At 62.6% G+C, this 26,577-nt stretch carries 30 protein-coding genes; 15 read left to right on the plus strand and 15 right to left on the minus strand.

The features are described from left to right. Positions 1 to 96: 96 nt before the first annotated feature. Positions 97 to 708, minus strand: a complete 612-nt coding sequence (locus ASD50_RS03045) for a YitT family protein (protein WP_056235931.1) — start codon at positions 706 to 708, stop codon at positions 97 to 99. Between the two features lie 146 nt (positions 709 to 854). Between ASD50_RS03045 and ASD50_RS03050 the strand changes: the two genes are divergently transcribed. From ASD50_RS03050 to ASD50_RS03065, 4 genes are all read left to right on the plus strand, one after another. Further along, positions 855 to 1,241: a YbaN family protein gene (locus ASD50_RS03050; RefSeq protein WP_244484410.1), complete on the plus strand. Its 387-nt coding sequence runs from the start codon at positions 855 to 857 to the stop codon at positions 1,239 to 1,241. Positions 1,242 to 1,306: 65 nt separating this feature from the next. After that, positions 1,307 to 2,659 carry an oxygen-independent coproporphyrinogen III oxidase gene (hemN, locus tag ASD50_RS03055; protein ID WP_056235939.1) on the plus strand — a complete coding sequence of 451 codons (1,353 nt, stop codon included), beginning with the start codon at positions 1,307 to 1,309 and terminating at the stop codon, positions 2,657 to 2,659. Between the two features lie 189 nt (positions 2,660 to 2,848). Next, complete coding sequence (nirK, locus tag ASD50_RS03060; RefSeq protein WP_056235943.1) at positions 2,849 to 3,967, plus strand: copper-containing nitrite reductase; 1,119 nt, start codon at positions 2,849 to 2,851, stop codon at positions 3,965 to 3,967. Positions 3,968 to 4,079: 112 nt separating this feature from the next. After that, positions 4,080 to 4,964: an SUMF1/EgtB/PvdO family nonheme iron enzyme gene (locus tag ASD50_RS03065; RefSeq protein ID WP_056235947.1), complete on the plus strand. Its 885-nt coding sequence runs from the start codon at positions 4,080 to 4,082 to the stop codon at positions 4,962 to 4,964. Between the two features lie 2 nt (positions 4,965 to 4,966). Here the strand turns inward: ASD50_RS03065 and ASD50_RS03070 are convergent, their stop codons facing one another. Continuing rightward, positions 4,967 to 5,170, minus strand: coding sequence for a hypothetical protein (locus ASD50_RS03070; RefSeq protein ID WP_056235950.1), 204 nt, complete (start codon positions 5,168 to 5,170; stop codon positions 4,967 to 4,969). A 188-nt stretch (positions 5,171 to 5,358) separates the two neighbouring features. On the opposite strand from ASD50_RS03070, the gene ASD50_RS03075 reads away from it, so the two are divergent. Then, positions 5,359 to 6,063, plus strand: a complete 705-nt coding sequence (locus tag ASD50_RS03075; RefSeq protein ID WP_056235952.1) for a Crp/Fnr family transcriptional regulator — start codon at positions 5,359 to 5,361, stop codon at positions 6,061 to 6,063. Here the strand turns inward: ASD50_RS03075 and ASD50_RS03080 are convergent. Both ASD50_RS03080 and ASD50_RS03085 read right to left on the minus strand, forming a co-directional pair. Then, positions 6,060 to 6,272 (minus strand): DUF1858 domain-containing protein, encoded by a 213-nt coding sequence (locus tag ASD50_RS03080; protein WP_244484411.1) that lies wholly within the window; start codon positions 6,270 to 6,272, stop codon positions 6,060 to 6,062. The two genes, ASD50_RS03075 and ASD50_RS03080, sit on opposite strands and share 4 nt — an antisense overlap. A gap of 175 nt (positions 6,273 to 6,447) precedes the next feature. Further along, a complete protein-coding gene (locus ASD50_RS03085) occupies positions 6,448 to 6,696 on the minus strand; it encodes a ParB N-terminal domain-containing protein (RefSeq protein WP_056236162.1) in 249 nt (82 codons plus the stop codon). A gap of 173 nt (positions 6,697 to 6,869) precedes the next feature. Between ASD50_RS03085 and ASD50_RS03090 the strand changes: the two genes are divergently transcribed. Genes ASD50_RS03090 through ASD50_RS03105 form a run of 4 tightly spaced genes read left to right on the plus strand, consistent with a single transcriptional unit; the run spans position 6,870 to position 11,452 of the window. Then, positions 6,870 to 8,507 (plus strand): N,N-dimethylformamidase beta subunit family domain-containing protein, encoded by a 1,638-nt coding sequence (locus ASD50_RS03090; protein WP_056236167.1) that lies wholly within the window; start codon positions 6,870 to 6,872, stop codon positions 8,505 to 8,507. Positions 8,508 to 8,516: 9 nt separating this feature from the next. Then, positions 8,517 to 9,902 carry an aspartate aminotransferase family protein gene (locus tag ASD50_RS03095; RefSeq protein WP_056235957.1) on the plus strand — a complete coding sequence of 462 codons (1,386 nt, stop codon included), beginning with the start codon at positions 8,517 to 8,519 and terminating at the stop codon, positions 9,900 to 9,902. Continuing rightward, entirely contained in the window at positions 9,895 to 10,404 is a 510-nt protein-coding gene (locus ASD50_RS03100) for a GNAT family N-acetyltransferase (RefSeq protein ID WP_056235962.1), read from the plus strand. The genes ASD50_RS03095 and ASD50_RS03100 overlap by 8 nt, the downstream gene beginning before the upstream one ends. Before the next feature lie 10 nt (positions 10,405 to 10,414). Then, positions 10,415 to 11,452 (plus strand): histone deacetylase family protein, encoded by a 1,038-nt coding sequence (locus ASD50_RS03105; protein ID WP_056235965.1) that lies wholly within the window; start codon positions 10,415 to 10,417, stop codon positions 11,450 to 11,452. On the opposite strand, the gene ASD50_RS03110 is transcribed toward ASD50_RS03105, so the two are convergent. The 3 genes from ASD50_RS03110 to ASD50_RS03120 form a co-directional block, all read right to left on the minus strand. After that, the gene (locus ASD50_RS03110; protein WP_056235967.1) at positions 11,449 to 12,711 is read right to left on the minus strand and encodes a cysteine desulfurase-like protein; all 1,263 of its coding nucleotides are present in this window, start codon (positions 12,709 to 12,711) and stop codon (positions 11,449 to 11,451) included. The genes ASD50_RS03105 and ASD50_RS03110 overlap by 4 nt on opposite strands. A gap of 36 nt (positions 12,712 to 12,747) precedes the next feature. Further along, entirely contained in the window at positions 12,748 to 13,812 is a 1,065-nt protein-coding gene (locus ASD50_RS03115; protein WP_056235969.1) for an aldo/keto reductase, read from the minus strand. 113 nt (positions 13,813 to 13,925) lie between these two features. Continuing rightward, positions 13,926 to 14,453 (minus strand): hypothetical protein, encoded by a 528-nt coding sequence (locus ASD50_RS03120; protein ID WP_244484412.1) that lies wholly within the window; start codon positions 14,451 to 14,453, stop codon positions 13,926 to 13,928. A gap of 293 nt (positions 14,454 to 14,746) precedes the next feature. Between ASD50_RS03120 and ASD50_RS23485 the strand changes: the two genes are divergently transcribed. After that, complete coding sequence (locus ASD50_RS23485) at positions 14,747 to 14,911, plus strand: DUF1127 domain-containing protein (RefSeq protein ID WP_156464916.1); 165 nt, start codon at positions 14,747 to 14,749, stop codon at positions 14,909 to 14,911. A 3-nt stretch (positions 14,912 to 14,914) separates the two neighbouring features. Here ASD50_RS23485 and ASD50_RS03125 read toward each other — a convergent pair whose 3' ends face one another. Then, the gene (locus tag ASD50_RS03125; protein WP_056236175.1) at positions 14,915 to 15,421 is read right to left on the minus strand and encodes a DUF1993 family protein; all 507 of its coding nucleotides are present in this window, start codon (positions 15,419 to 15,421) and stop codon (positions 14,915 to 14,917) included. A gap of 139 nt (positions 15,422 to 15,560) precedes the next feature. Here ASD50_RS03125 and ASD50_RS03130 point away from each other — a divergent pair, with 139 nt between their 5' ends. Next, positions 15,561 to 16,601, plus strand: a complete 1,041-nt coding sequence (locus ASD50_RS03130; protein WP_056235971.1) for a DUF1176 domain-containing protein — start codon at positions 15,561 to 15,563, stop codon at positions 16,599 to 16,601. 50 nt (positions 16,602 to 16,651) lie between these two features. Here ASD50_RS03130 and ASD50_RS03135 read toward each other — a convergent pair whose 3' ends face one another. From ASD50_RS03135 to ASD50_RS03165, 7 genes are all read right to left on the minus strand, one after another. Further along, complete coding sequence (locus tag ASD50_RS03135; RefSeq protein WP_413813868.1) at positions 16,652 to 17,539, minus strand: alpha/beta hydrolase family protein; 888 nt, start codon at positions 17,537 to 17,539, stop codon at positions 16,652 to 16,654. After that, entirely contained in the window at positions 17,536 to 19,149 is a 1,614-nt protein-coding gene (locus tag ASD50_RS03140) for an NTP transferase domain-containing protein (RefSeq protein WP_056235978.1), read from the minus strand. Before ASD50_RS03140 ends, ASD50_RS03135 begins: the two co-directional genes overlap by 4 nt. Further along, complete coding sequence (locus tag ASD50_RS03145) at positions 19,146 to 19,850, minus strand: XdhC family protein (RefSeq protein WP_056235981.1); 705 nt, start codon at positions 19,848 to 19,850, stop codon at positions 19,146 to 19,148. The genes ASD50_RS03140 and ASD50_RS03145 overlap by 4 nt, the downstream gene beginning before the upstream one ends. Positions 19,851 to 19,913: 63 nt before the next feature. Further along, a complete protein-coding gene (locus ASD50_RS03150) occupies positions 19,914 to 20,252 on the minus strand; it encodes an XdhC family protein (protein ID WP_056235983.1) in 339 nt (112 codons plus the stop codon). An 18-nt stretch (positions 20,253 to 20,270) separates the two neighbouring features. Beyond that, positions 20,271 to 21,515, minus strand: a complete 1,245-nt coding sequence (locus tag ASD50_RS03155; protein WP_056235986.1) for a vWA domain-containing protein — start codon at positions 21,513 to 21,515, stop codon at positions 20,271 to 20,273. 11 nt (positions 21,516 to 21,526) lie between these two features. Next, the gene (locus tag ASD50_RS03160; protein WP_056235988.1) at positions 21,527 to 22,456 is read right to left on the minus strand and encodes an AAA family ATPase; all 930 of its coding nucleotides are present in this window, start codon (positions 22,454 to 22,456) and stop codon (positions 21,527 to 21,529) included. A gap of 26 nt (positions 22,457 to 22,482) precedes the next feature. Beyond that, positions 22,483 to 22,977 carry a flavin reductase gene (locus ASD50_RS03165; RefSeq protein ID WP_056236178.1) on the minus strand — a complete coding sequence of 165 codons (495 nt, stop codon included), beginning with the start codon at positions 22,975 to 22,977 and terminating at the stop codon, positions 22,483 to 22,485. 181 nt (positions 22,978 to 23,158) lie between these two features. On the opposite strand from ASD50_RS03165, the gene ASD50_RS03170 reads away from it, so the two are divergent. The 4 genes from ASD50_RS03170 to ASD50_RS03185 are packed head-to-tail and all read left to right on the plus strand — an operon-like array spanning position 23,159 to position 26,546. Next, on the plus strand, positions 23,159 to 24,220 hold the full coding sequence (locus ASD50_RS03170; RefSeq protein ID WP_056235991.1) for an ABC transporter substrate-binding protein: 1,062 nt from the start codon (positions 23,159 to 23,161) through the stop codon (positions 24,218 to 24,220). Next, entirely contained in the window at positions 24,220 to 25,221 is a 1,002-nt protein-coding gene (locus ASD50_RS03175; RefSeq protein WP_056236182.1) for a P1 family peptidase, read from the plus strand. Before ASD50_RS03170 ends, ASD50_RS03175 begins: the two co-directional genes overlap by 1 nt. A gap of 51 nt (positions 25,222 to 25,272) precedes the next feature. Continuing rightward, the gene (locus ASD50_RS03180; protein WP_056235993.1) at positions 25,273 to 25,998 is read left to right on the plus strand and encodes a DUF2259 domain-containing protein; all 726 of its coding nucleotides are present in this window, start codon (positions 25,273 to 25,275) and stop codon (positions 25,996 to 25,998) included. Next, positions 25,995 to 26,546: a hypothetical protein gene (locus ASD50_RS03185; protein ID WP_320410594.1), complete on the plus strand. Its 552-nt coding sequence runs from the start codon at positions 25,995 to 25,997 to the stop codon at positions 26,544 to 26,546. The genes ASD50_RS03180 and ASD50_RS03185 overlap by 4 nt, the downstream gene beginning before the upstream one ends. Positions 26,547 to 26,577 lie beyond the last annotated feature (31 nt).

Raw genomic sequence — 26,577 nt, forward strand, 5'->3', positions numbered from 1 at the left:
TGGTGCGGTTGCCGCAATCCTGCATCTGGAAGGAATTCTACAGAGTTTCGCACAAAACCGGCTTGATCCCGGACAAACACCGGGGCGAATTTGGTCTCAGCTTATGCCGAGATAGCGACCTGGACGGTGGTTGACGGCGATGATGAGATTGAGGATCACCGCGCTCACCACTGACAGCGCAATGCGATCCGGGCTTAGCACGAAAACCGCCGCGCCAAGGATGGACAGGTCCACGGCAAGCTGGAAATACCCGGCACGAACACCCCAATTGTCTTGAAGAAACATCGCCAGGATGTTGACGCCGCCGAGGCCTGTCCTATGCCGAAACAGCATCAACAGGCCGGTACCGCACAACGTGCCGGCCATGACCGCTGCATAAGCGGGTTCAAGCCGCGAGAAGTCGATCCAATCCGCCGTCAGTCGTGAAAACAGCGACACCAGGGTTACCGCCGCAAATGTCCGCAATGTGAAGCGCCACCCCATCCGATTCAGGCCGAGATAATAGAATGGCAGGTTGATGAGCGAAAAACCGAGCCAGAAATCGACACCGGTCGTGTATTGCATCAGCAGCGCAAGCCCGGCCATGCCGCCGACCAAAAGCACGGCCTTGGCATAGATCACCGTTCCCAGCGCAACCAAAAGCGTGCCGAGGACAAGCGCCAAGGCGTCCTCGTGCAGGCCGTGCTTGTCGCTTAGCGCCACGTCCATGCGTACCATGCTCCAGATTGCTGTTTGCACCGTACACATGCCGTCTGGGCGGGAAAAAATCTTTGCGGCGTATCAAACATCGAATCCACCTGTGGCGTTACTGGCCCGGCGGTGGCATCAAGGAAGGCAATGAGACGAGCCCGGACATGTCCAGCCCAGCCATATCTCGCAGAGATGCAATGCGCATCGTCTGGCTGATCCTCGGCTTCACCAGCCTGGCGCTGGGTGCGCTTGGTATCGTGCTGCCGTTATTGCCGGCAACGCCGTTGATCATCCTTGCGGCATTCTTCTTCGCTAAATCCTCGCCTGCAATGCACGACTGGCTGCTCAAAAACCGCACGTTCGGCAAGGCCATCCGCGATTGGCGCGACAGGCGCGCGATCAGCCGCAAGGGCAAGATCGCCGCCATAGTGGCCATGGCGCTGACGCTGGTCCTGTCGATCGCACTCGATACCGATCTCAAGATCGTCGCGATTCAGGCGTTGGCGCTTTGCGGTGCGGCCACCTTCATTTTGACGCGCAATACGGCTTGATCCTGCTCAAAGACATGGAGCTGCGCTGGCGCTAGCAATTGCCTCACAGTTCCAAGAGGTGAAGCTTGTCCGGTTCGATCCTGCACAAATATGCCGACGCGCGGTTGCCGCGGTACACCAGCTATCCGACGGCACCACACTTTTCAGACAATGTCGGCGTCGGCGCGTATAGCGACTGGTTGTCGGCACTGCCGGCAAGCGAACCCGCTTCTCTTTACCTTCACATCCCCTTTTGCCGTTCCATGTGCTGGTATTGCGGCTGCCACACCACGATCACCCGACAAGACCAGCCCATCCTGGCTTATCTCGACGTGTTGCAGGAGGAAATCCGGCTGGTTGCAGAGCATGCTCCAGCCGGCCTCCACATCGGCGAGGTGCATTTCGGTGGCGGTACTCCGACCATCGTCGAGCCGCACGAATTCGCAACGCTGGTAAATCTTTTGCGGCGGTACTTCGCTTTCAGCGAGGTCACCTCAATCGCCGTCGAGATCGATCCGCGTACTCTGACATCCGACATGGCCGCCGCCCTGGGCGGGTCCGGCGTGCGCAGGGCAAGCCTCGGCGTGCAAAGCCTCGACCGCAAGGTTCAGGTTGCGATCAACCGCATCCAGAGCGAAGAACAGACGGCTGAAGCCGTGCACCTGCTGCGTGCCGCCGGTGTCGAAAGCATTAATTTCGACCTCATTTATGGCCTGCCGCACCAGACGGTGGCTTCCTGCGTGGAAACCGCCGAACGCGTGGCAGCAATGCGCCCGGACCGGCTTGCCGTTTTCGGCTATGCGCACGTGCCGTCATTCAAGAAGCACCAGAAAATGATTGACGAGACCGTGCTTCCCGACAGCGCGGCCCGCGTCGTCCAGGCGGAGGCGATCGCCGCTGCGCTGGTCGATGCCGGCTATATCCAGATAGGGCTCGATCATTTCGCCCTGCCCGGCGATGAACTGGCGCGCGCATGGCAGACCCGCACCCTTCGTCGCAATTTCCAGGGCTATACCACGGACAACTGCGATTCGCTGATCGGCTTCGGCGCCTCATCCATTGGCCGCTTCGAACATGGCTACGTGCAAAACGAGGTCGCGCTCGGCCTCTATGCCCGCCACATATCTTCAGGGCGACTGGCCACCGCAAAGGGTTACCGCCTGACTGCGGAGGACCGGCTGCGGGCGGACATCATCGAGCGGCTGATGTGCTACTTCGAAGCAGACATCCCTGCCATCTGCGCCAGGCACGGTTTTGACGCAGCCAAGATTCTCGACGGGGCAGTCAGCCTCCCGAACATGGCTGCCGACGGCCTGGTGACGGTCAAAGACGGCGTGGTGCGCGTCGACGAAGCCCACCGCTTCGTCATCCGCTCCGTCGCTGCCGCCTTCGATGCCTATCTTGCCCAATCGCCTCGCCTGCACAGCAGGGCGGCCTGATACTACCTTTCGACTACCAACACCAACCATCGGCCTCGCAATGCGGGGCCGATAGTTTTGGCCAAGCCAAACCGGCAAGATCGACCTCTCCATCGCCATTTCGTTTGCAATGCAACAAAGACGGATTTGTGCAGTGCAACTAGATTACGGGTCATAGGCAACGTGAATGGTCCTGAAGGAGATTTGGCCATGTTGACGCGTCGTGAAGCACTCTTGGGCACAGCTGCCGGTACAGCCGGCGCCGTCCTTCTGGCCGCAATGGCCGCCACCCCCGCGCTGGCACAGGTGCCGGCTGCTGACATAAAGAGCCTGCCCCGCCAGAAGGTCAATCTGGTCGCCCCGCCCTTCGTGCATGAACACGAGCAGGTCGCCACGGGCGGACCGAAGGTCGTTGAGTTCCAGCTGACCGTCAAGGAACAGCCGGTCGTGATCGACCGCGAAGGCACCACGATGCGGGCCATGACCTATAACGGTTCGATCCCCGCACCGATGATGATCGTGCATGAGGGTGACTATGTCGAACTCACGTTGGTCAACCCCGAAACCAACGAGATGCCGCACAACATCGACTTCCATGCGGCGACCGGTGCTCTCGGTGGCGGTGCGCTTACCCACGTCAACCCTGGCGAACAGGTCGTGCTGCGCTTCAAGGCGACGCGGACCGGTACCTTCGTCTACCACTGCGCGCCGGAAGGCATGATCCCCTGGCACGTCGTGTCCGGAATGAGCGGTACCATCATGGTGTTGCCGCGTGACGGCCTGAAGGATGGCAACGGCAAGCAGTTGACCTACGACAAGCTGTTCTACATCGGCGAGAACGATTTCTACGTGCCGCGCGACGAGAACGGCAAGTACAAGAGCTACGAGACGCTCGGCGAAAGCTACGAAGAAACGTTGAACGTCATGCGCGGGCTGATCCCCACCCACGTCGTGTTCAACGGCAAGGTCGGCGCGCTTACCGGTGACAACGCTCTCAAGGCCAAAGTCGGCGACAAGGTGCTGATCGTTCATTCCCAGGCAAACCGCGACACCCGCCCGCACCTCATCGGCGGCCACGGCGACCATGTCTGGGAACAGGGCAAGTTCAGCAACGCGCCCGCCAAGGACCTCGAAACGTGGTTCATCCGCGGGGGCTCTGCCGGGGCTGCGTTCTACACCTTCCTGCAACCCGGTGTTTACGCCTACGTCAACCACAACCTGATCGAGGCGGCAGAACTCGGAGCCACCGCGCACATCATGGTGGAAGGCGAGTGGAACGACGACCTGATGGCGCAAGTCTCCGCGCCTGGCCCGATCCGGGCGATCTAAGCGAGACAAGTCGGAGCGGCCTCAATCTCGAAGCCGCTCCAACGGGCCAAACACTCGTGCCGAATGGGCGGCCCGTCGGAACTCCGGCGGGCCATTTTTCTGAGGACTGGTCATGAAACTCAAGGTTCAGGCTTCAATGGCGATAGCGGCTACGATGCTTGCCGCGGCCGGCGCCTTTGCCCCCCAGGTCGTTGAAATCGCCGGCAAGGCTCCGGCGCAAATGGCCGCCGAACCGGAAACCGTGGCAATAGCGCCCGGCTCGTTCGACTTGCGCCTGCCCGGCGAATTCCTGAAGAACGACTATCCCGTCGATGCGCCCCTGCAGGCCACCAAAGTGCAGCGTGGCTTCGCTATCATGAAATACCAGGTGAGTGCTGCCGACTACGCACGTTGTGTCGCCGATGGCGCCTGCGAGGCTCCGGAGGCCAGCGCCATTACCGCCGGCGACGACATGCCCGCAACAGGCGTCAGCTATCGCGACGCCACCGCCTATGCCGCATGGCTGACCGAGCGGACCGGCGCTGTCTGGCGGCTGCCCACCGATACCGAATGGGCTTTCGCCGCTGGCGAACGCTACGCCGACGATGCGCTGCTCCTCGACAGCAACGGCAGCAATCCCGCCGAGCGCTGGCTTGCCCGCTACCGCAGCGAAACCGGCAAGAGCGAACCCGACCCCGAGCCCAAGACGCGCGGCCATTTCGGCACCAACGCAAAGAGTGTTGCCGACATCGCCGGCAACGTGTGGGAATGGACGACGACCTGCTATACGCGCACGCGCCTCGCCGACGGTGCAGCAAAAGCCGAAAGCTTGGACAATTGCGGCGTGCGCGTGGTTGGCGGCAAGCATCGCGGCTACATGTCCTACTTCATCCGCGATGGCAAAAGCGGCGGTTGTGCCGCAGGCATGGCGCCCGACAATCTCGGCATCCGCCTCGTGCGCGAGCCCGATTCATTGCTTGCCAGGTTCCGCAAGCTGCTGCCTGCAAAGGTCGCCTGATTTCAGCGGGCATCCGCTCCCCGGCTCTGTAGTTCCGCCTCGGCAAAGGCCAGCCAATCGGCAAGCAAATAGCGGTCTTCCTTGGAGAACGACGCGCGCTGCTTCATGTCGTCGAAACTGTCGCCCGGATGGCAGCGGTCGAAGGCCGCGCGCGCCACCTCTTCAATCACCGACTGGCTGTTCGGATCGCTATCTGACGAGGCCATGGCTCATTTCTCCGCGTGCTGATCGCCAGCCTTTAGACGACCATTTTCACGGTCTCTTTGCTGCCTAGCAACTTGCACGCAATCCGCCCTTGAACCGCACGCTCGGTGCGCCCGGTGTGACATCGGGGCGGTAGGCGTGGCCATCTTATTGGTGTATCTCGTGATCGAAGATCATGAGGAGAAGCCGCTTGAGCCGTCTCGACCGCTCGTTGATTTCCGGCCTGCCCCTTTTTCAGGGCATCGCCCCAGCCGACCTCGACGTCATCATGCAGCAAGCGCGCTCGCTGCGCATTCCAAAGGGCGATGCGATCTTCGAGCAGGAAGAGGAAGCGCACTCGTTCTTTCTCCTGCTCGACGGCTATGCCCGCGTCGTCAAGCATACGCCGGACGGCCAGCAGGTCATCGTGCGTTATATCAGCGCCGGTGAGTTGATGGGGATTGCCCAAGCGCTTGGCCGCAAGACCTATCCGGCCAACGCCATCGCAGTGGTCGATTGTGTCGTGCTTGCCTGGCCGGGCCAACTCTGGTCCGAGTTCGCGGCGCGGTTTCCGAGCTTTGGCGCCGGCACCTACAACACCGTCGGCGCGCGCCTCAACGACGCGCAGACGCGCTTTGTCGAAATGTCGACCGAGCAGGTCGAGCAACGCGTCGCCAACACCGTACTGCGCCTCGCCAACCAGACCGGAAAAAAGACCGAAGACGGTCTGCTCATCGATTTCCCGATCTCGCGTCAGGACATCGCGGAAATGACCGGCACGACGCTGCACACCGTCAGCCGCCTGCTCACGGCATGGGAAGAAAGAGGCCTCGTCAAGAGCGGGCGCCAGCGCGTGACAGTGGTCGAGCCGCACCGTCTCATGCTGCTCGCGGAAGGCCGCGTCGAGAAAAGTTAGCTCGCCAGTTTGGTGCGTCGTCTTTCCTGATCCGAGGTGATTGCCGCCTCGAATTCTTGGCGCAACATCGCCTCGTCCAGCCCGTGCTCGCGCGCCGCATCGGCAAGGGTGTGGAACGGCCCGATCGGGCACCCCACGCATAACAGGCGATGGTTGATGGCGACATGGACCGTTGCCGGCCATCTCCGCATCATTTCGTCCATGCTCATCGTACTGTCCAGTTTCGGCTCCATCACCGCAATCCGTGTGTAATGGGGCCGACATTGGTCGCGCCTTGACGCGCCGTCGTTGCGTGCGATCAAACAGCACCGGCTTTTGAAGATTGCACGTCAAGGCGATCGCGAAGCGCAAAAAGCTGTTCTTCGCAGCCCCTACCGCATCGAACTAGTGCCGCTTTGCCTGCACCAGATACGCATTGATTTCCGTTTCGCCGAGCCATTTCGCCGCTTCAAGCCGGTGCAAGCCTTCGACAAGGACATAGCGCTTGCCGTCGTTACGGACCTGGATCGGCGTTTTCATGCCGTTTTCGAGAATATCCTCGGCAAGATGCCTGACAGTTTCGGGATGCAGCGTCTTGCGCCGTGCTGTCGGCACGTAGATGTCGTCGACCTTGACCTTCTGCACTCTCAGCATGGCGTCTCCGGCGGCGAATAATGCCCTCAACGCTGGATAAAGCGTTTCGGCCAAAAGGCCAACCCGTTGGGTGATTGCGGCAGCCGAGCCGGTATCTCTGGCCCGATGGTTTCCATTTGACGGCAAGCGACAGCGCGGCTGAAATGGCGCTGCAAGCTCCCGCAAAGGCCTTCATGAACACCCTGCCGACCGAGTTCCCGGATTTTGGGCTGACGCCCGAACAGCGCCGCATCGCAGTGCGGGGCCACACCTATGAATGGCCGGGCATGGATGGAGAACGCGGCGAAATCTGGTGCTACAGCGACCGCTTTTCCTATCGCGCCGGCGAGACAGTGCTGCTTTTCGTCAGTTCGACAGCACCGCAGTTCGACCTTGATATCGTTCGCGACGGCAGCAGCGAGGCAGCGGTTTTCACAGCCGCACGGATTGCGGCACGCTGGCAGGATACGCCGGATCAATGCTCGGTCGATGGCTGCAACTGGGAAAGCAGCTATGCGTTCGGCATCGACCTCGACTGGCCCTCCGGCGCCTATCGCATCACGCTGACCGCTGAAAACCGTGACGGCCAGCTTATCCGTAGCCAGCACCTGTTCATCGTCTCGCCCAATCCCGGCAAGAAGCCCCGCCGCATTCTCCAGGTGGCCGCAACCGGCACATGGCTTGCCTACAACACATGGGGCGGCTCCAATCACTATCAGGGCATCACCGGGCCCAATCGCGACCAGTACGCCTGCATGGTCTCGACCCAGCGCCCCTGGTGCCGCGGCTTCGTGACCTTGCCGCCCGATGCGCCGCGCGTGCCGCTGGAAGTCGCGATGCCGCCGAGGACCGTGCCGCGCTACCCCCACATGGAATGGGCCTACGCGACTGGCCACTCGAAGAAATACGCGTCATCCGGCTGGGCAAGTTACGACAGCCATTTCTTCCGCTTCGCCGAACGCGCCGGCTACGCAGTCGATCTCGCCAGCCAGCACGACCTGCATTTCCGCCCCGAGATCCTCGACGGCTACGATTGCGTCGTCTTCGTCGGTCATGACGAATACTGGACATGGGAAATGCGTGATGCCATCGACAACTATGTCGAAAATGGTGGCCATGCCGCGCGCTTTGCGGGCAACTTCATGTGGCAGACACGCCTTGAAGACGAGGGCCGCCGTCAGGTTTGCTACAAATATCGCGCTCGCGCCGAAGACCCTGTCTATAAGAGCGGCGATGTCACCCGCGCCACCAATTCATGGGAAGCTCCCGAAATCGGACGGCCGGGTTCTCGCACCTTCGGCCTCAACGCCACGCGCGGCATCTATGCCGGCTGGGGTGGTTGCGCACCGCGCGGCGCACGAGGTTTCCCCGTCTATCGCCCCGAACACTGGGCGTTCGCCGGTACCGGCATCTACTATGGCGACGTGCTTGGAGCGGAAAGCCACGTCTTCGGTTATGAGGTGGACGGCCTCGACCATGAAGTTCGTGGCGGCCTGCCCGTTCCTACCGCCACCAGCGGCGCACCTGACGGCTTGCAGATCCTTGCCCTCGGCATGGCAAGCCAGGTCGAGGAAAGCGCCGACATTGCAGCCGAAGACCAGTTCCTTGGCGACGAAGACGGACGCTTTTCCGCCGAGACATTGTTCGGCAACGCCAGCGATGCCAATCTGGAAAAGGTCAAGCGCGGCAACGGCATGATCGTCAATTTCCCGCTGGGCAAGGGCGAAGTCTTCCATGCCGGCAGTTGCGAGTGGGTGGCAGGCCTGCTCAGAAGTGATGCGATGGTCGAACACGTCACCAGAAACGTGCTTGATCGCTATCTCGGAAAGTAGAGTCTTTTCATGCCGCAAGCAGCAAAACCTTCCACCTCGGCTGAAGCAGCGCGCCCGCCGTCACATCTGTTTTACGTGACGCGACTGCGCCGGCCGCTCGTCGAGCGGGCCGAGGGAATCTATTTCTGGACGCAGGATGGTCGTCGCTTCATCGACGGCTCCAGCGGTCCGATGGTCTCCAACATCGGCCATGGCAACCGCACCGTCATCGAGGCGATGAATCGGCAGATGGAAAAGACCACCTTCGCCTATCGCCTGCATTTCGAAAACGAGCCGGCCGAAGAACTGGCGCAGCGGCTCGCCGCGAAAATGCCGGGCGACCTCGACCGCATCTTCTTCGTCTCGGGCGGTTCGGAAGCGGTGGAGTCTGCGATCAAACTCGCGCGCCAATGGGCAGTCGCAACCGGCCAACCCAAGCGCTGGAAGGTGATCTGCCGCTTTCCGTCCTATCATGGCGGTACGATGGGTGCGCTCGGCGTCACCGGCGACCTCGCCCTGACCGAGACCTTTTCCCCGCAAATCCAGCCTATGCCTGCGATCCCGGCACCGACGGCCTATCGCGACCGCGACAACCTTTCCATGGAACAGCGCGGGCTGCGCTACGCCGACATGCTGGAGGAGAAGATCCTTGCCGAAGGGCCGGAAAGCGTCGTCGCCTTCATCATGGAACCGATCGGCGGGGCTGCCACCGCAGCTCTTGTCCCGCCGGACAGCTATTTTGCCCGTATCCGCGAGGTTTGCGACAAATACGGCATCCTGCTCATCCATGACGAAGTGATGTCGGGCGCTGCCCGTACCGGCCGCTACCTCGGCGGCGATCACTGGAACTGTCGGCCCGATATCGTCACCATGTCCAAGGGTATCGGCTCAGGCTATGCGCCGCTCGGCGCGATGGCTGCATCGCGTCGCGTGGTGACGCCCGTGCTCGACATGGGCGGCTTCCAGCATGGCTACACCTATGCCGGCAATCCGCTTGCCTGCGCAGCCGGTGTGGCCGTGCTCGGTGAAATGGAAAGGCTCGGCTGCGAAGCCAACGCCGCCGCAATGGGCGATCTTCTGGTTTCCGAGCTTCACGGCCTCGCAAAGCGCTTCCCCTTCATCGCCGGAATTCGCGGCAAGGGTCTTCTGATCGGTGCCGACATGGTGGCCGATCCCGTCACCTTCGCGCCGCTTCCCAAGAAGCTCAACGCCAACCAGCACCTGCTCGACCTCGCCTACGAACGCGGCCTGATCGTCTATTCGCGCCGTATCCGGGGCGACGGCATCGAGGCCGACAATTTCATTCTCGCCCCGCCGCTCATCATCACGCGCGATCAGATCGGCGAGATGGTGGCGATCCTCGGCGATGCGCTGGTAGCGCTCGCCCGCGAACTTGATCTGCCGGTCGATGGCTGAGCCCGCCGCCTCCGCCATCACGACCCGGCCTGCCCGGATCGAGGACGCCGAGGCAATCCACGGCTCGCTGCTCGGCATTGCCGAGATCGTCGGCGAACTGCACAAGGTGACCAGCACTCCCGACGACATCAGGCGCTACGGTTTCGGCACTCACCCGGCTTTCGAAGTGCTGATCGCAGAAATTGATTCAGAATTCGCCGGCATGTGCCTGTATTTCCCGATCTTTTCGAGCTGGATGGGTAGGCCGGGCGTCTATATCCAGGACCTGTTTGTGGCCGAGCGCTTCCGTGGCCTGAAGGTCGGCGAACGCCTGCTGCGCCGCGTGGCGAAACTGTCGAAAGACGCTGGCGGGGTCTATCTGCGCCTGTCGGTCGATACCGAAAATTTCAGGGCGCAGGCGTTCTACGACCGACTCGGCATCAAGTTCGTACCTGACGAGCAGGTGCACAAGATCCTCGGCGAGGCCTTTTTCCGGCTCGCCGACACCGACAGTCAAGCCTGAGAGGACAAGGATGAAAGCCTTCTACGCTGCAGAGCAAAAGCGCCATGACCCGAAGGCGTTCCTCTCCAGCGGCGCGCCGAAGCCCAACCCGGAACAGCCGGAGCGGGTCGAGCGCCTGCTCGCTGGCGCCAAAGCCGCAGGCTGCACCATCGAGCGCCCGCGCAATCACGGTCTCGGCCCTGTGGCGGCGATCCACACGCCGGAATATCTCGATTTCCTCGAGCACATCTTTGAGCGCTGGCAGCGTATCGAAGGCGCTTCTGAAGAAGTCATCCCCAACATCCACCCGATCGCACGTGGCGGCTCCTACCCCGCTTCCGCCGTCGGCCAGGCCGGTTATCACATGGCCGACACCGCCTGCCCTATCTCGGCCGAGACATGGGAAAGTGCGCTGTGGAGCGCTTGGAGCGCGGTCGAGACGGCCGAGGCCGTGCTGGCCGGCGCACCCGCCGCCTATGCGCTTTGCCGTCCACCCGGTCACCACGCCTTTGCCGATGTCGCCGGCGGCTTCTGCTTCTTCAACAATTCGGCAATTGCCGCGCAGGTGCTGCGACGCGGCGCCACCCGCGTTGCCATCCTCGACGTCGACCTGCACCACGGCAATGGCACGCAGGGCATCTTTTATGCGCGCCCGGACGTGCTCACCGTCTCGCTTCACGCTGACCCGGTGCGCTTCTATCCCTTCTTCTGGGGCTATGCCGACGAACGCGGCGAAGGCCCAGGCCTCGGCTACAATCTCAACCTGCCCTTGCCGCGCAAATCCAGTGACGCCGTGTTCCTGAAAACGCTCGAAGCCGCCTTCCAGCGCATCCGCGCTTTTGCGCCCGAGGCGCTTGTGGTCGCGCTCGGCCTCGATGCTTTCGAGGGCGATCCCTTCGGCGGGCTGTCCGTTTCCACGCCGGGTTTCGCCCGCATCGGCGAAGCCATCGCCGGTCTTGGCCTTCCCACCGTCATCGTGCAGGAAGGCGGTTACCTGTGCGATGCGCTCGGCGACAACCTCACCGCTTTCCTGAGCGGCTTCGGCAGCAAGATGAAAGGCGCGCTCTAGCGTTGCTGGCGCAGCATGGCGATGGTCCGGTGCACGCTTTCCAGCGTTTCGCCGATCTCGCCTGCCGTGTTGTAGTGCGCAATGCCGATGCGCACGACGCCATCGTCCGCCGGAATGCCGAGCTGGTGCACAACTTCCCAGGCGTAGTTGTGCCCTGACCAGAGGAAGATGTTTTCCGCGTTCATCTGCCGCACGATGCTCTCAGGCGAAATGCCAGCCACCGTGAACGACACCGTTGGCACCCGATGCTGTAGCCTTGCCGGATCGGTGATGCCCTGGATGGTCAGACCGGCAATATCGGACAGCCCGTCGATGAGCTTTTGCGCCAGCGGGTTCTCATAGGCGATCGAGGCTTTGTAGGCCGCCGTTATCTTCGCCCGGCGCGAACCCTTCTCGCCTGCCATCTCGCCCAGTGCCTCGAAATAGCCGACCGCCGCCGACAGCCCCGCCAGCAGTTCGATCTGTGGCGTACCGGTTTCGAACCGCTCCGGCAGGCCGTTGGACGAACAGCGGCACTTGTAGGGCGTCAGCGCGTCGATCACATCGCGCCGCCCCCACAGCACGCCGAGATGCGGCCCGAAGAACTTGTAGGCCGAGCAGGCGAGGAAGTCGCAGCCGATGTCCCGTACGTCGACCAGCCCGTGCGGCGCGAACTGCACTGCATCGACATAAACCAGTGCGCCAGCCTGCTTCGCCAGCCGCGTCAGCGCCTTCACGTTGTTGATCGAGCCGGTCAGGTTCGAGGCGTAGTTAAGCGCCACCAGCCGTGTCCTGTCGCTCAACGCCTCCGCCAACGCCTGCTCCTCGACCTGCCAGCTTTGCTGGTGGAAAGGCACCCAGCGCACCACCAGCCCGCGATCCTCCGCTAGTTGCAGCCAGGGCGAAACATTGCCTTCGTGGTCCATGCGGGTCAGCACGATCTCGTCGCCCGGCTTGAAATCGCGGCCGAGCGTGCGCGACATGTGGTAGGTCAGCGTCGTCATGTTGGCGCCGATGATGATCTCCTCCGGCGTCGAAGCGCCAAGGAAATCGGCCATCGCCTGATGCGCCTCGTCGACAACCTGCCCTGCCGCCACTGTCGTCTCAAAGTATCCGCCCAGATTGGCGTTGGTGGTCAAAAGGCAGCGCGCCACGGCGTCCGCAACCGCCTGCGGCACCTGCGTGCCGGCCGGATTGTCCAGGTAAATCCGCCTTTTGCCGTTGTCGGCAAGGTTCAGCGCCGGAAACCGGCCGCGCACGGCATCGACTGAAAATCCCATGTTCTCCCCCTCACGCTGTCCAGCGCCGCGACCGCATCATGGGCACGGATTGCCGACACGCTGGTGAATTGCATCGACGGCTTTCTGCATCTCGTCCGTCCATGTCACATCGACCGAGGATAGCGCCATCTCCAGCTGCCAGATTGCCGTTGCGCCAATGATGTTGGACGTCACGAACGGCCGGCTCGAAACATAGGCACTCGCAAACAAAGCCGGCTCCATGCCGAACGAACGCGCCAGTTCGTTATACTCAAGCTGCACCTCGGCCGCATTCGGCGTCTCGTAGCGCTGCCCGCGATTGAAAAGCTGCGAACGCGACCCCGCCGGCCGTGCGCCGTGATCGTATTTGCCCGTCAGATAGCCCTGCCCCAGCGGCGAGTAGGCAAGCAGCGCCACGTTTTCGAATGCGCAGACCTCGGCCAGATTGACCTCGAATGTGCGGTTGAGCAGGTTGTAGGCGTTCTGCAACGAGATGGGGCGCGGGCCAATGCCCTTGTCGGCCTCGGCGAGGAACTTCATCACGCCCCAGGAACTCTCGTTCGACAGGCCGAAATGCCTGATCTTGCCCTGCTTCACCAGCTCGTCAAAAACCGCCAGCGTTTCCGCTATCGGCGTGCCGCGATCCGCCTTTCCGGCCGGGGAGGCTGCCAGTTGGCCACCGATCCGGGTCGGATTGGAGCCCCACGGCACCTCCCGGTCCGGCCAGTGGATCTGGTAGAGATCGATGTAGTCAGTTCCCAGCCGCGCCAGCGATTTTTCCACCGCATCGAAAATGTCGGCACGCGTAAGCCTCGATGGCCGCCCGTCGCGAAACCACTGGTTTTCCGTCCGGCCCACCACCTTGGAGGCCAGCACCACCTTGTCGCGGTTGCCCTTGGCCTTCATCCACGTGCCGATGGTTTTCTCGGTCCTGCCCTGCGTCTCCGCCTTTGGCGGGATCGGGTACAGTTCGGCAGTATCGATGAAATTCACGCCGTGCTCGAAGGCCAGATCCATCTGCGCATGGCCCTCGGCTTGCGTATTCTGCTGGCCCCAGGTCATCGAGCCAAGGCAGATTTTCGACACAGCCAAGTCCGTCCGGCCGAGGCGGCTCATTTTCATGAATGGTCTCCATCGGAAAGTCCGGCGTGGTCACGCCTCTGGATGCCCCACAACATAGGCAAATCGCGCGGGCCGTCCAACCCCGGCAAGCCCGTTAGAAAAATGTGGATTGTCTACTTGCGACGGGCACCCGCCGCCTTGTTCTTGGCCTCGTCGATCAGCATGTTCGCAACCTGCATGCGGATCATCGCCCTTTGGCGCAAATGGGACGGCACCCGGTCGGGGTGGTTGGCAAAGGCGAAGCTGCGGCGCAGTTGCCCGTAGTCGACGCCGGGCTGACCAAGGCCCAGTTCGGCAGCGATCGATGCAGGATCGATAGGTGGCAGTTTTTCCTGCTGTTCCGGCGTTTCACCGGCCAGTGCCAATCTGGCCTGGTCCAGCAGCGCGGCAAATTCGGCTGCGAGATCGTGCCCGCTCTCGCGGTATTGCGCCGCCAGCGCTTCCTCGGAAACCTTGATCCGGCCGGAATGCAGTTCATCGACGACGGCGAGATAGTCGAAGGCGACCGACGGCTTGGGCGCAGCCTCCTCCTCGCTTTCGGAAGCGACGAACAGGTCGTCGAGCAACGAAGCGAAATCACGCTTTGCGCCAGTACCGATTTCAGCCTCCCCCTCGAGCAGCATCTCGACGGTGAAAAGCATAGGGTCGTGGGGTTAAGAATGAATGCCCGCGTTTGTAAGGAATTTAGCTGCCGGCAATCCAACACCGCAAAAAGCCGGGCTACACTTTCGTGCAGCCCGGAATGCGCCAGTTGGCGAGGAAAACCGGCACTAGCCGGCTTCAACTATACGCAGCCGACCCGTTTTAGGTTTCATCTCCAGCCAAGATTCTCGCAAAAAAGCGCACCACATGGCAGCCATGCGCATGTTGCACTGCACAATTGTCATGAATCACCTATATTGCAGCTCTGGGAGGACAACTAAGGAGCCTGATCATGGGGTTCTATATAGAACTGTTCGCCCGCCCCCGCCCACAGGAGCAGACACGCTATCGCGCGGCGCTTGCGCTGCTCAACTCGATGAGCAACGCCGACCGCGCCGATATCGGCATCAAGCCTGCCGACTTTCCGCGCGTCGCACGTGAAATGGCGCTTCGCTGAAAATCAGCGTCCGCCCAGGAACATGATCTTGCCCAGCGGCACGCCGTAGTGGCGCAAGATGCCGTAGGCAGTCGTCAGGTGGAAATAGAAGTTCGGCATCGCGAAGTTGAGCAGGTACTGGCTGCCGCTCATTGAAAGCTCTCGGCCGCCGACCTTTAGCTCGATAACCCTGTCTTCCGAACCCTCGATGTCGGCGGCGGAAAAGCTCGACAGATGTTCGCCCACCTTGGCGATACGGGTCTGCAACTCGGCAAAGCTTGCCTCATTGTCCTCGTATTTCGGAACGTCGCGGCCAGCGAGGCGCGACGGCGCGCCCTTGGCGTGGTCGGTAGCGATCTGAACCTGTCTCGCCAGCGTGAACATGTCGGGTGCAAGCCGCGAGGTCAGAAACGTGCGGGGGTCGATCTTGCGTTCCACGGCGTTCTTCTCGGCCGCTTCAAGCACCCCTGACAACGCCTTCAACCGTGCGGCAAACACCGGCACGGACACGTCATACATCGAAATCGCCACAATATTTCTCCAAAAAGCTTCGGGAACCGCCGCGCGCGGAGATAGCGCCTTCCGCGTGGGATTTTCAAGCGCATCCGCCGTCTTGAGCGCGCCGCATTCGGCAATAAGATTCGGAACGTCGCCGTCAGGAGATTCGCCGATGAAAGACGTCCTCACCCCGACGCTCGCTCTTGCCCTGTCAGGGGCACTTTCCGCGTCGGCGCTGGCGGCGGAGGCGCCTTACCTGGACAACCGCTCCGACCCCGCCGCCTTGGTCTCATCGCTCTACAACGCCATAAACCGTCAGGAATATGCCCGCGCCTGGGATTATTTCGGCGACACCAAGCCCGCCAAGGATTTTGAGACATTCGCCAAGGGGTTCGAAGGCACCGCCTCCGTCGAGGCCGCGACCGGTTCTGTCAGCGAGGAAGGGGCGGCAGGCAGCGTCTTTTTCAGCGTTCCCGTGGCCATTCGCGCCACTGGCACGGACGGCAGCGAAAAGGTCTTTGCCGGCTGCTACACGCTGAGGCAGCTCAATGCCGCAGCGCAGGAACCTCCGTTCACACCGATCCGCATCGACAAAGGCGCGCTCAAACCCACAAGCGAAACCTTCGAAAATGCCGTTCCGGCAAGTTGTGGCGACGGCCCGCTGCCACCCCAGAAGGATACTGCGCTTGAAGAAGCCAAAAAGCTGTTTGCGGCGAGCTATGGCAAGCAGTGCGACCAGACCCGTCCGGGCGGCGATCCGATCGGTGAACCCGACAGCTACGCCATCCGCTACAAGCCGGATGAAAGTTCCAATGAAAGCGAAGTCAGGCTGTTCCGCTTCTTCTGTTCGATGGGGGCCTACAATGAAGACGCCGTCTACTATGTCGCAACCGATGTCGACGGGGTGAAACAGTTGCAGTTCGCTTCACCCGAACTGGACATCCACTACGAGAACAATGACAGCGACGGCAAGCTGGAGGCCGTCAACGTGATCGGCTTCCGCACCGATGACCGGCTGGTCAACTCCGGCTATGACGAAGCCAGCCACACAATAACCTCCCACGCCAAATGGCGCGGCGTGGGCGACGCATCGTCATCGGGAACCTGGCTTTTCCGCAACGGCACATTCTCCCTGGTGCAATTCGACGTCGACGCTTCCTATGACGGCGAGATCAACCCGGAAACGGTGGTCGACTACAACACGGCACCCTGACCTTCTGTACATTCAAGCCTGCTCAAAATTCGGCAGGGCGTGGCGAATTTTCACCGAGAGAGCATCCAGTTCAGAGTCTCCCTCCAATCCGTCATGCGGATCGGCGTTCCGTGGGTACCCGTTTCAAAGCGAACGAAGCGGGTGGGATAGGCCTTCGACTTGGCAAGGATTGAGCGGAAGAATGCTTCCTGCTGTTCGACCGGGAAAACGGGATCCTTGCTGCCCTGCCCGAAAAACACCGGCACACCCCGCTTGAAGGCAGGGCTTGCATAAAACCCCTCGTCCCAAAGCGAGCCGAGCAGGACAAGGCCGTCGATTTCCGCGCCGGTGTCCTTGCGTTCCGCCAGCTTCCAGCACAGCGCACCACCCATCGAGCCGCAGGCAACAATGATGCGTGCACCGGGCGAACGTTCGCCATAGTACCCTATGAGCGCCGCGATCTCGGCAGCGCCCTTGTCACCGAAATCGCTAAAATCGGGCGACAGATAAAGGCCGCCATTGTCTGCCATCAGGTTCTTCAGGCGATTGAAATTGCCGCCGAAAGTGAAATCGTCCACGCCTTGCTTGCGGCTGCCGCCCTGCCCATGCAGGTAAAGCACGATCACGCTTGAGCCCTCGGTGCTGCCAACGGCAACGTGGCGAACCGTGCCGGCGTCTGTATTCAGCGCCAGATCTTTTTGCACTTTGCGCACGCCGGTCGAGACGTAGTTCGCCCGCACCCTGCGCTCAGGCACTTGGTCGCGTTCGTTGATGTCCCGCAGTTCGCGATAGTCCACGACGCGGTAGACATCGCCCGGCTCCGAAGAAAGCAGCGCCGGATAGGCGAAAAGATCGTCCTTGAACGGCTTCAGCGTCAACGACTGGGCCGATACGGGACCGGTGAACAGCAAAGCGCAGGAAAAGGCCGTCAAAGCCAGTCGGAAGGATGCCATCGTCATCCTTGCAGAATGCCGCCGGCTTTTTCGAGAGCCTCCGGCGTATCAACATCCACCGCCGCCGCCGGTCCGATCTCGACATCGATGACCTCGACGTCGCCCGCTTCCACCAGATGACGCGCGCCGGTATCCCCCTCAAGATGTGAAACCGAAGCAAACAGCGCGCGCGGCAGGATCACCGGATTGCCGCGTTTTCCCCCATACGAGGCGCGCACCACGGCCTTGCCGCCACTCTTGCGGAAGGCCTCGATTAACTGGTCGATGTCGGCGGAGGACACGCCCGGCATGTCACCCAGCACGATCATCGCGCCCGCTGCCGTATCCGGCACATTGGCAATGCCGGCCTTGAGCGACGACGACAAGCCTTCTGCGAAGTGCGGATTGTCGGCTATCGTGAGCTTGAGCCCTGCCAATGCTGCATGAACGCGCTCGCCTTGATGACCCGTGACAACCACGACGCCCGACGCGTTCGACGCAACCACGCGTTCCGCCGTGCGGCGCACCAACGGCTTTCCCTCGAACAATGCGACCAGTTTGTTTGGCCCGCCCATGCGGCTGGAGCGGCCCGCCGCCAGAAGAACCACATGAACTTGCGGATGCAGCGGAACAGGCACCGGTTCACGCGGCTCGGGTCGCGACGGAATTTCCATCAACAAACCGCCCACCCCCATGCCGGCGATGTCGTCGCCGGTCACGCCTATGCCGGCAAACATGCGGTCCAGCACCCAGTCGAAGCCGTTCGGCTTGGGACTGCGCGCGCATCCCGGCGCGCCCAGAACGGGTTTGCCATTCCGCTCACCCAGCACGAACAGGTTGCCCGGATCGACCGGCATTCCCGAGCGGAACACCGTACCGCCGGACGCGCGGATCGCCGCGGGGATGACGTCGTCATCAGGGTCGCTCATCGCCGAAGCGCCGAACACCAGCACCATATCGCTGTCGTTCGCCAGGTCTTCGATCGCAGCGGCGACCGCTGCTGTCTCATGCGGCGTGCGCTTTTCCTGTGAAATCCGGCTGCCAGAGCGCGCCAGCCGCGCTTCGGTAACCTTCAGCGTCTTGTCGAGTACGCTGTCCTTGAGCGTCGCCAGCGTGGTCTGGACGACGCCTACCGTCTGCGGCTTGAAAGCATGAACGGCGAACGCCGTCCTGTCCTTTGCCAGCCGAACAATCCCGTCGATGACCGCAGCGGAAACCGCAAACGGAATGATCTTGACCGTCGCCACCATCTGCCCGGCGATCACGGGGGCATACTCGGCAAGCGTGGCAATCGTCACATCCGGGTCGATGCGATTGGCGGCGTCGATCAGGGCCTTGTCGACGGTAAAAACGCCGTCCGTCTCGGCAAAGACGTTGACGCGCCCGGTCGCTGCAGGCTTCGCTTCCGCTCCGGTGAAACGCAGCGCCTCGGTTATGCGGGTCGCGGCATCGTTTTCTTCGATATCGTTGTCGTCCAGCACCGCGACGATCACCTCGCTCATGCCGGCGGCGCGCATGTCGGCAATATCCTCGGCCGTCAGCACGCGCGCCTTCCGGAAGCGCTTCTCACCCACCATGCCGGAATGCGCCAGTATAGCTCCCTCGGCCTCATCAAGAGGGACCGGACCGAATTTCATGCCGCCGCCCCTTTCGCTTCAAGACCACGCGAGCGGAAGGCACGAACCACTTCGGCCAGCACGGCTACCGCGATCTCGGCGGGACTCGCCGCAGCGATGTCGATGCCGATCGGCGAATGGATGCTCTCGATCTGCTCAGCCGTCGCGCCCATCGCCAGAAGGCGCTCCACTCGCTTGGCATGCGTCTTCCTGCTGCCGAGCGCGCCGACATAGAAGCAGCCGGCATCGAGCGCCGCCTTCAGCGGCATGTCATCCACCTTGGGATCATGCGTCACCGCCGCCAGAGCCGTATAGGCATCCAGGGGCTGGCGCGCCAGAATGTCCTCAGGCCACTCGGCATGCAGGACGATTTCAGGGAAGCGTTCCGGCGTCGCGAAGGCGCTGCGCGGATCGATGATCTCGACCGGATAACCGGCGATTTTCGCCATCGGCGCGAGCGCCTGGCTGATATGGACAGCGCCGATCACCACAAGGCGCGGATTGGGCAGATGCACGTTGAGGAACAGCGAGCGCGCCCCGATCTCCACCAGCCCCGACCTGCCGGTACGCAGCGCTTTCGTGACCGCCTCGCCAAGCTCTCCTTCCGTCGCATCTCTCTGCCGGATCAGCCGAACACTGCCATCGGACATATCGGTCACGACGACGGCGGCGCGCCGCGCGCGCCGTTCAGCGTTCAGTGTTTGCAGTACCTGCCTATCCATCCCAATGCCCCGCCTCAAAATACTTCAGGACTTGCGGATGCAGCCCGCCCTCAAGCATTTCAACTACCCCAGCCGCTCGACATAAACCCTGATCCTGCCGCCACACGAGAGGCCCACCCGCCATGCCGTCTCGTCGGCCACGCCGAACTCCAGCATCTTTGCCTTGCCCGTGCCGATCACGTCGATGGCTTCCGTCACCACGGCGCCTTCCACGCAGCCGCCGGATACCGAGCCCTGGAAATTGCCTTCGCCGTCGATGACCAGATGGCTGCCCACCGGGCGCGGCGCAGAGCCCCACGTTTCCACCACCGTTGCAAGGGCGACCTCGCGACCGTCCTTCACCCATCCTTCCGCGATGATCAGAGGATCGCGGGCTTCATCGATATAGGCGCTGGCTTCCATCGTCCTTCTCCCAGATCGTCACGCGGCGCGCTTGCTCTCAGGCGCGATCCACCGGCGCGGATCGACCGAAGCGACCGAGCGCCGGTCGAGCGAGGCGCACAGGTTGGCGAGCGCGTCGAGATTATGTACGGCGCGGAACTCATCGACATGCGGCAGCATGGCCCTCACGCCCCGCGCCTTGGCCTCGAACCCGTCGAAGCGCAGCAGCGGGTTCAACCATATCAGCCGCCGGCAGGATTTGTGCAGCCGTTCCATCTCGGCAGACAGGCCGGCAATGTCGTCGCGCTCCAACCCGTCGGTGATCAGCAACACCACCGCGCCCTGCCCCAGCACGCGGCGCGACCATAGCCGGTTGAAGTCGCCAAGCGCATCGCCGATGCGCGTGCCGCCGGACCAGTCCTTCACAGCCGATGAACAATCGGCCAGCGCGACATCGGGATCGCGATGGCGCATCTGGCGGGTCAGGTTGGTCAGTCGCGTACCGAACACGAAGGCGTGCACCCGCCGGCGCTTCTCGGTCAAAGCGTGCAGGAAATGCAGGAAAATGCGCGTATATTGACTCATCGAGCCGGAAATATCCGCCAGCACCACCAGCGGCGGATGCACCTCGCGCGGCGACCGGAATTTCGGCAGCACCAATTGCCCGCCGGTGCGCGCCGCCGTGCGCATCATGGCGCGCGGATCGATACGACCGCCGCGCGAATCCGGCTTGAAGCGGCGCATGCGCACCAGGTCGAACGGCAGCCTCAGTTCGGAAATGGCGCGCTTGGCATCGGCCATCTCCGACGCGTTCATCTGGGCGAAATCCTTGCCGCGCAACAGCTCGTTGCCGGACACGGTAAAGCGCGCATCGACCTCGATCTCGGGCATTTCCTGCACCGACTGGTGCTTGCGGTGGCCTTCGAAGAGCGCATCGGCAACCCGGCTTTCGGCGGCCCGAGGCTTGGCCTTCTCGCGCTTGTCCGGTGCGACGGGCGAAAACATCGCCAGCATCTTCTCGATCAGCTCGCGCGATTTCCAGAACAGATGGAAGGCCTCATCGAAAGTCTCGTGATCCTCGCGCCGCGTCACCAGAACCGCATGCAGCGTCCAGTAGAAGTCATCGCGGCTGCCTATGCCTGCCGCCAGCACCGCCTCAATGGCGTCCTTGACCGAAGCCGGCCCGACCCGCAGGCCGGCCTTGCGCAGGGCACGCGCGAAATAGACGATATTGTCCGCCATGCGCCCGCCGGGCGCAGCCTCCCTCATTTCTCTTGGAAGCATCGGCACGGCGCTTACTCCGCTGCCGAAAGCTCGGCTTTCACCTCGTTGAGGATGCGCCGGCCCTCGCCCTGTCCGATGCGGGCAATATCGTCCTGGTATTTCAGCAGCACGCCGATGGTATCGGAAACCGTTTCCGGATCGAGCGCCACCTTGTCGAGTTCCGTCAGCGCGCCCGCCCAGTCGATCGTCTCGGCCACGCCCGGCGCCTTGAACAGTTCGATGTCCCGCAATTTCTGCACGAAGGACACGACTTCGGCGGAAAGCCGGCTGTTGGCCTGCGGAACCTTGCGCCGCACGATTTCAAGCTCGCGCTCGGCGTTCGGGTAATCGACCCAGTGATAGAGGCACCGCCGCTTCAGCGCGTCATGGATTTCGCGGGTGCGGTTGGTGGTGATGATAACCAGCGGCGGCTCCTCCGCCCTGATCGTGCCAAGCTCCGGCACCGTGACCTGGAAGTCGGACAGGATTTCGAGCAGGAAGGCCTCGAACGCCTCGTCCGTCCGGTCCAGTTCGTCGATCAGGAACACAGGGGCAGCGCCGGCCTTGCCGGTCAAGGCTTCCAGAACCGGGCGGCGGATCAGGTATTTTTCCGAGAAGACGTTGCGTTCCATGTCGGAGCGCTCGACCTTGCCGGACGCCTCCTCCATGCGGATTTCGATCATCTGCGCGGCATAGTTCCACTCGTAGACGGCAGACGAAACATCCAGCCCTTCATAGCACTGAAGCCGGATCAGCTTTCGCCCCAGTGCCTGCGCCAACACCTTGGCGATCTCGGTCTTGCCGACACCGGCCTCGCCTTCGAGGAACAGCGGACGCTTCATGCGCAGGCTTAGGAAAAGAACAGTCGCCAGAGAGCGGTCGGCGACGTAGTCCGCGCTGTTGAGAAGATCGAGCGTTTCATCGATCGTCCGCGGCGCGGCGCGCGGGGCAAGGTCGTTCATTTCGTCTCCGTGCGCGCCATGCGCGCCTAAAGAAGCGTATAGCCGCGATCATGATAGATCAGCGGCTTGAGGTTATCCCCGATGCGCAGGCCTGTCACCTTGCCAAACAGCACCCTGTGCGTGGCGAGGTCCTTGGTGTCCACCAGTTCGCAATCGAACACAGCAACGGCGTCGACCAGCGTCGGAGCCCCGGTCGAAATCTTGTCCCAGCTTCCGAGGGCGAAACGCTCCTCGAGCGGAAGCCGCGTCAGGCCGGAAATGGCAGTTGCCAGCGCCTCGTGCTTTGCGCCGAGCGTGTTCAGCGCAAAATTGCCGTTGACGATGAAAGCTTCGTTCTTCCGGTTCTCGCGGTTGAGACATACCAGCACGATCGGCGGGGCATCGGATACCGAACACGCCGCCGTCACGGTCGCGCCGCGCAGTCCGCCTGGCCCGTCCGTCGTCAGCACGTGAACGTGGCCGGCAAACTTGGCCATCGCATCGCGATAGGCCTGCGGCCCAATGTCATTTTTCTTCAGCACCGGCAATTTTCCAAAGTCGCGACCACCTGAAACCTACCGCTATATATGGCCCATGACATCGCGCCACAAGCGAAGTGCTTGACAGACAAGAATGAACTTGCCGTGTTGCGCGCCAGAGCGCCAGCCTTTAGGTCTTGGCGCGTTCCGGCACCTTGCCGGTGGTGGAGGATTCTTGGACCCAATGCGGAAAGCGGCAGGCATATTGGCGATGGCCGGCAGCCTTTTCCTTGCCGGCATGGCCCACGCCCAGACGCTGTCAATCGGCGTCGCCGCGCCCTTGTCCGGCACGTCCGCGCTGCTTGGCCAACAAATCGAGTCGGGTGCCAGGCTTGCAGCCAGCGCGGCCGGCGCAGAAATCACCGTTGTCGACGATGCCTGCACGGCTGAAGGCGGGGCCGCCGCCGCACGCGCTTTCGCACAGGCGAAAGTGCAGGTTGTCGTTGGCTTTCTCTGTACCGAGGCCATCGAAGCGGCACTGCCTCTCCTGAAGGATGCCGCCATTCCCGTCATCACCGTCGGCGTGCGGACCGAGAGCCTGACCGACCGCCGCGCCAGGACAGGCTGGCCGGTTTTCCGGCTCGGACCGCGCGGCGATGACGAGCGCAATGCTGCGGCTTCTATCCTCACCCGCCTGTGGAAAGACGAGTTGTTCGCCATCGTCGACGACGGCACCATTTACGGGCGGGAAATGGCCGAGACGGTCCGCGCCGCAGCCGAGCAAGCCGCGCTCAAGCCGGTATTCGTAGACACCTTCCGCCCTGAAATGGACAACCAGATTGCCCTTGTCGGACGGCTCAAGAAAGCCGGAGCAACGCACGCCTTTGCCGGTGGCGATGGAGCCGACATCGCCATCATGGCGCGGGACGCAAGCCAACTGGACGCCGATATCGTCTTCGCGGGCGGCGAAGCCTTGCGAGTGGCGCAAGACACCGTGCCGTTCGCCGCCGGCACCTTGATGATCGCCTTGCCGGAATGGTCCGATGTCGCGGATAAGAAGGCGCTGGAGGCATTCACCGCCGCCGGCATCATCCCGGAAGGCTATGCGCTTCCCGCCTACGCGGCCGTGCAGGTTGCGCAGGCAGCCTCCGTTGCCGGCAAGCCGATGTCTGACGCACTGACCGGGCAGGACTTCGCCACCGCAATCGGCACGATCCGCTTCGATGAAAAAGGCGACATGAGCGAAAATCCGTATCGGGCATGGCGTTTCGACGGACAGCGTTTCACCCCTGTCGAGGGTCAATGATGTTTCGCACCGGCCCTAAAAACCTCATCACCGATGTGGCAGGCCTGAAGGTCGGTAATTCCGCCGGCGATAGGCTGAAGTCCGGCGTCACGGCCATCCTCTGCGACGAGCCCACCGTGGCAAGCGTTCAGGTTCTCGGCGGTGCGCCCGGCACGCGCGAAACAGACCTGCTTGAGCCGCAAAACACGGTCGAGGCCGTCAACGCGGTTGTTCTGTCGGGCGGCTCGGCCTTCGGCCTTGATGCCGCGTCGGGCGTGCAGGCGGCTTTGCGCGAAAAGGGCATCGGCTTTGCCGTGCAGGGTCAGGTTGTTCCCATCGTTCCCGCCGCGATCCTTTTCGACCTCGCCAACGGCGGCAACAAGGATTGGGGCCGCTACCCGCCCTATCGCGAACTGGGCTACGAAGCCGCTCAAAACGCGGCAACCGACTTTGCCCTTGGTTCGCATGGCGCGGGCACAGGTGCGCTGGTCACAGGGCTTAAAGGCGGCCTCGGTTCCGCATCGGTTGTGCTGGACAACGGCATAACCATCGGCGCGCTTGTTGCGGTTAACGCGCTCGGCTCGGTCACGGTCGCTCGCTCGCGCCACTTCTGGGCCGCACCGTTTGAAATCGGCGAGGAGTTCGGCGGCTTGGGCTATCCGCACCCAATGCCCGACGACGCACGCAGGATCGCCCTGAAATTCCACGAAAAGCCGCAAGGCGCCAGCACCACGATTGCCGTCATTGCCACCGATGCCGTACTGACCAAGGCCGCCGCCAAGCGCCTTGCCGTCGCTGCGCACGATGGCTTTGCCCGCGCCATCTGGCCGAGCCACACGCCTTTCGACGGCGATCTCATCTTCGCGCTCGCGACGGGTCGCAGCGGTATCTCGCTTTCGCCCGAGCAAACCATCGACCTTGGCGCTGCCGCAGGCGCGACAATGGCGCGTGCAATCGCCCGGGGCATTCATTCCGCGACACCTGCCGAGGGCGATCTTTTTCCGGTATGGTCGTCGCGCTGACGGGCGCAAGCCGCGATCCGCTCTTTGCCGTGAACCGAAATTGGAGGAACGATGCGACCACTTTCCATTTTGGCCACCGCCTCGCTCCTTCAACTCGCCACCCTCGCCTGTGCGCACGCAGGCGACGTTGCAGAGTTGGAAATCCTCGGCTTCAGCCAGGATGGCAGCATCTTTGCCTTCGAGGAATACGGCGTCCAGGATGGCTCCGGCTTTCCCTATGCCAACCGCTATTACATCGACACCGCGACCGACAGTTTCATCAAGGGTACCCCGGTAAGGGTCCGTATCGACGACGAATCCGCCTCGCTTGAGGCGGCGCGGGACCAAGCCCGTCAAAAAGGCGAGCCAGTCGTCAAGCAGGCGGAGCTCGCCGCCAATCGCGGCTTCACCGCCGGCTCTAACCCGGTCACGGAATTGTCCGCCGATCCTTTGCGCATCGTCGTCAATCCGCGCCCGGTATTCCCGGCCATCGACCCGCCGCTCGAATTTCGTCTTGAAGTCCTGCCCATGGGCGAAGCTGAAAGCTGCCATGGCCTTGGCGAGGCCAGCGGCTTTCGCCTCCTGCGCATCGATAGCGCGCCGGACGGCAAGACCCAGCTCCTCCACGAAGACAAGTCGGTTCCTCAGAGCCGAGGCTGCCCGAACGGCTACAGCATCGGTGCGGTGCAAACCTTCTCGAAGGATGGCATCTCCCGCTATGCCGTGCTGATCGCGGTGCGCCGCGTCGGCTTCGAAGGACCGGACTACCGCTGGATCGCCGTGACCGGAAAACCGTGAACCGCCAGCCGAGATCGCCGGCCGCTTCGTCCTCGCGCCGATCCGGCAACGCTGAAAGCGCAACTGTGCACCGCGTGCGGTTGGCATTGCCGTCGCTTGGCCTCGCGCTTGGCGGCGCTTTTCTATGGGGGCTCGTCACCGGCGCATCGGCGCTCGTCAACCTGTTGCTGGCTGAATGGGCAACGCCGGTCCAGGTGCGCGAAATCTCCATCCTCTTCCTCGCCGGCGGCGCGCTTTCATTCCCGGTCGCGCTCTATCTGGCCCGGCTTTTTTCGATCGGGCGCGGTCGCGAGGTCGCCTTCGCGTCCCTGTTCGTCTGCCTGCTCACCGCGACCATCGCCTTCACCAGCGGCCTGCACGCCCTGTTCTACTGGCTGCTCGGCGAGCGCCACGCCGCAGCATTCACCTATTTCTGGTTCATCGAACTGTTCTTTACGGTCGCTTCCGCGCTTTACCAGTTCGCCGTCATCGGCATCCGGCTTTATTTCCCCATCGGTTTTGCCGCGCTCCTGTTGACCAGCCTCTGGTTTGCGCGGGTAACGCGTTGAGCATTTGGCCGCGCTCTGTTAGGACGCGGCC

The sequence above is a fragment of the Mesorhizobium sp. Root552 genome (assembly GCF_001427285.1).
Lineage (GTDB): Bacteria > Pseudomonadota > Alphaproteobacteria > Rhizobiales > Rhizobiaceae > Mesorhizobium.

Bases quoted from the DNA above. Each gene is read 5' to 3' on its own strand.
- ASD50_RS03085 (WP_056236162.1), bottom strand. From the start codon at position 6,696: ATGCTGAGAGTGCAGAAGGTCAAGGTCGACGACATCTACGTGCCGACA.
- ASD50_RS03175 (WP_056236182.1), top strand. From the start codon at position 24,220: ATGTTTCGCACCGGCCCTAAAAACCTCATCACCGATGTGGCAGGCCTG.
- ASD50_RS03170 (WP_056235991.1), top strand. From the start codon at position 23,159: ATGCGGAAAGCGGCAGGCATATTGGCGATGGCCGGCAGCCTTTTCCTT.
- ASD50_RS03050 (WP_244484410.1), top strand. From the start codon at position 855: ATGTCCAGCCCAGCCATATCTCGCAGAGATGCAATGCGCATCGTCTGG.
- nirK (WP_056235943.1), top strand. From the start codon at position 2,849: ATGTTGACGCGTCGTGAAGCACTCTTGGGCACAGCTGCCGGTACAGCC.
- ASD50_RS03105 (WP_056235965.1), top strand. From the start codon at position 10,415: ATGAAAGCCTTCTACGCTGCAGAGCAAAAGCGCCATGACCCGAAGGCG.
- ASD50_RS03145 (WP_056235981.1), bottom strand. From the start codon at position 19,850: ATGGATAGGCAGGTACTGCAAACACTGAACGCTGAACGGCGCGCGCGG.
- ASD50_RS03115 (WP_056235969.1), bottom strand. From the start codon at position 13,812: ATGAAAATGAGCCGCCTCGGCCGGACGGACTTGGCTGTGTCGAAAATC.
- ASD50_RS03160 (WP_056235988.1), bottom strand. From the start codon at position 22,456: ATGAACGACCTTGCCCCGCGCGCCGCGCCGCGGACGATCGATGAAACG.
- ASD50_RS03045 (WP_056235931.1), bottom strand. From the start codon at position 708: ATGGACGTGGCGCTAAGCGACAAGCACGGCCTGCACGAGGACGCCTTG.
- ASD50_RS03140 (WP_056235978.1), bottom strand. From the start codon at position 19,149: ATGAAATTCGGTCCGGTCCCTCTTGATGAGGCCGAGGGAGCTATACTG.
- ASD50_RS03080 (WP_244484411.1), bottom strand. From the start codon at position 6,272: ATGAGCATGGACGAAATGATGCGGAGATGGCCGGCAACGGTCCATGTC.
- ASD50_RS03100 (WP_056235962.1), top strand. From the start codon at position 9,895: ATGGCTGAGCCCGCCGCCTCCGCCATCACGACCCGGCCTGCCCGGATC.
- ASD50_RS03120 (WP_244484412.1), bottom strand. From the start codon at position 14,453: ATGCTTTTCACCGTCGAGATGCTGCTCGAGGGGGAGGCTGAAATCGGT.
- ASD50_RS03130 (WP_056235971.1), top strand. From the start codon at position 15,561: ATGAAAGACGTCCTCACCCCGACGCTCGCTCTTGCCCTGTCAGGGGCA.
- ASD50_RS03110 (WP_056235967.1), bottom strand. From the start codon at position 12,711: ATGGGATTTTCAGTCGATGCCGTGCGCGGCCGGTTTCCGGCGCTGAAC.
- ASD50_RS03065 (WP_056235947.1), top strand. From the start codon at position 4,080: ATGAAACTCAAGGTTCAGGCTTCAATGGCGATAGCGGCTACGATGCTT.
- ASD50_RS03070 (WP_056235950.1), bottom strand. From the start codon at position 5,170: ATGGCCTCGTCAGATAGCGATCCGAACAGCCAGTCGGTGATTGAAGAG.
- ASD50_RS03180 (WP_056235993.1), top strand. From the start codon at position 25,273: ATGCGACCACTTTCCATTTTGGCCACCGCCTCGCTCCTTCAACTCGCC.
- ASD50_RS03095 (WP_056235957.1), top strand. From the start codon at position 8,517: ATGCCGCAAGCAGCAAAACCTTCCACCTCGGCTGAAGCAGCGCGCCCG.
- ASD50_RS03090 (WP_056236167.1), top strand. From the start codon at position 6,870: ATGAACACCCTGCCGACCGAGTTCCCGGATTTTGGGCTGACGCCCGAA.
- ASD50_RS03150 (WP_056235983.1), bottom strand. From the start codon at position 20,252: ATGGAAGCCAGCGCCTATATCGATGAAGCCCGCGATCCTCTGATCATC.
- ASD50_RS23485 (WP_156464916.1), top strand. From the start codon at position 14,747: ATGGGGTTCTATATAGAACTGTTCGCCCGCCCCCGCCCACAGGAGCAG.
- ASD50_RS03155 (WP_056235986.1), bottom strand. From the start codon at position 21,515: ATGCTTCCAAGAGAAATGAGGGAGGCTGCGCCCGGCGGGCGCATGGCG.
- ASD50_RS03135 (WP_413813868.1), bottom strand. From the start codon at position 17,539: ATGACGATGGCATCCTTCCGACTGGCTTTGACGGCCTTTTCCTGCGCT.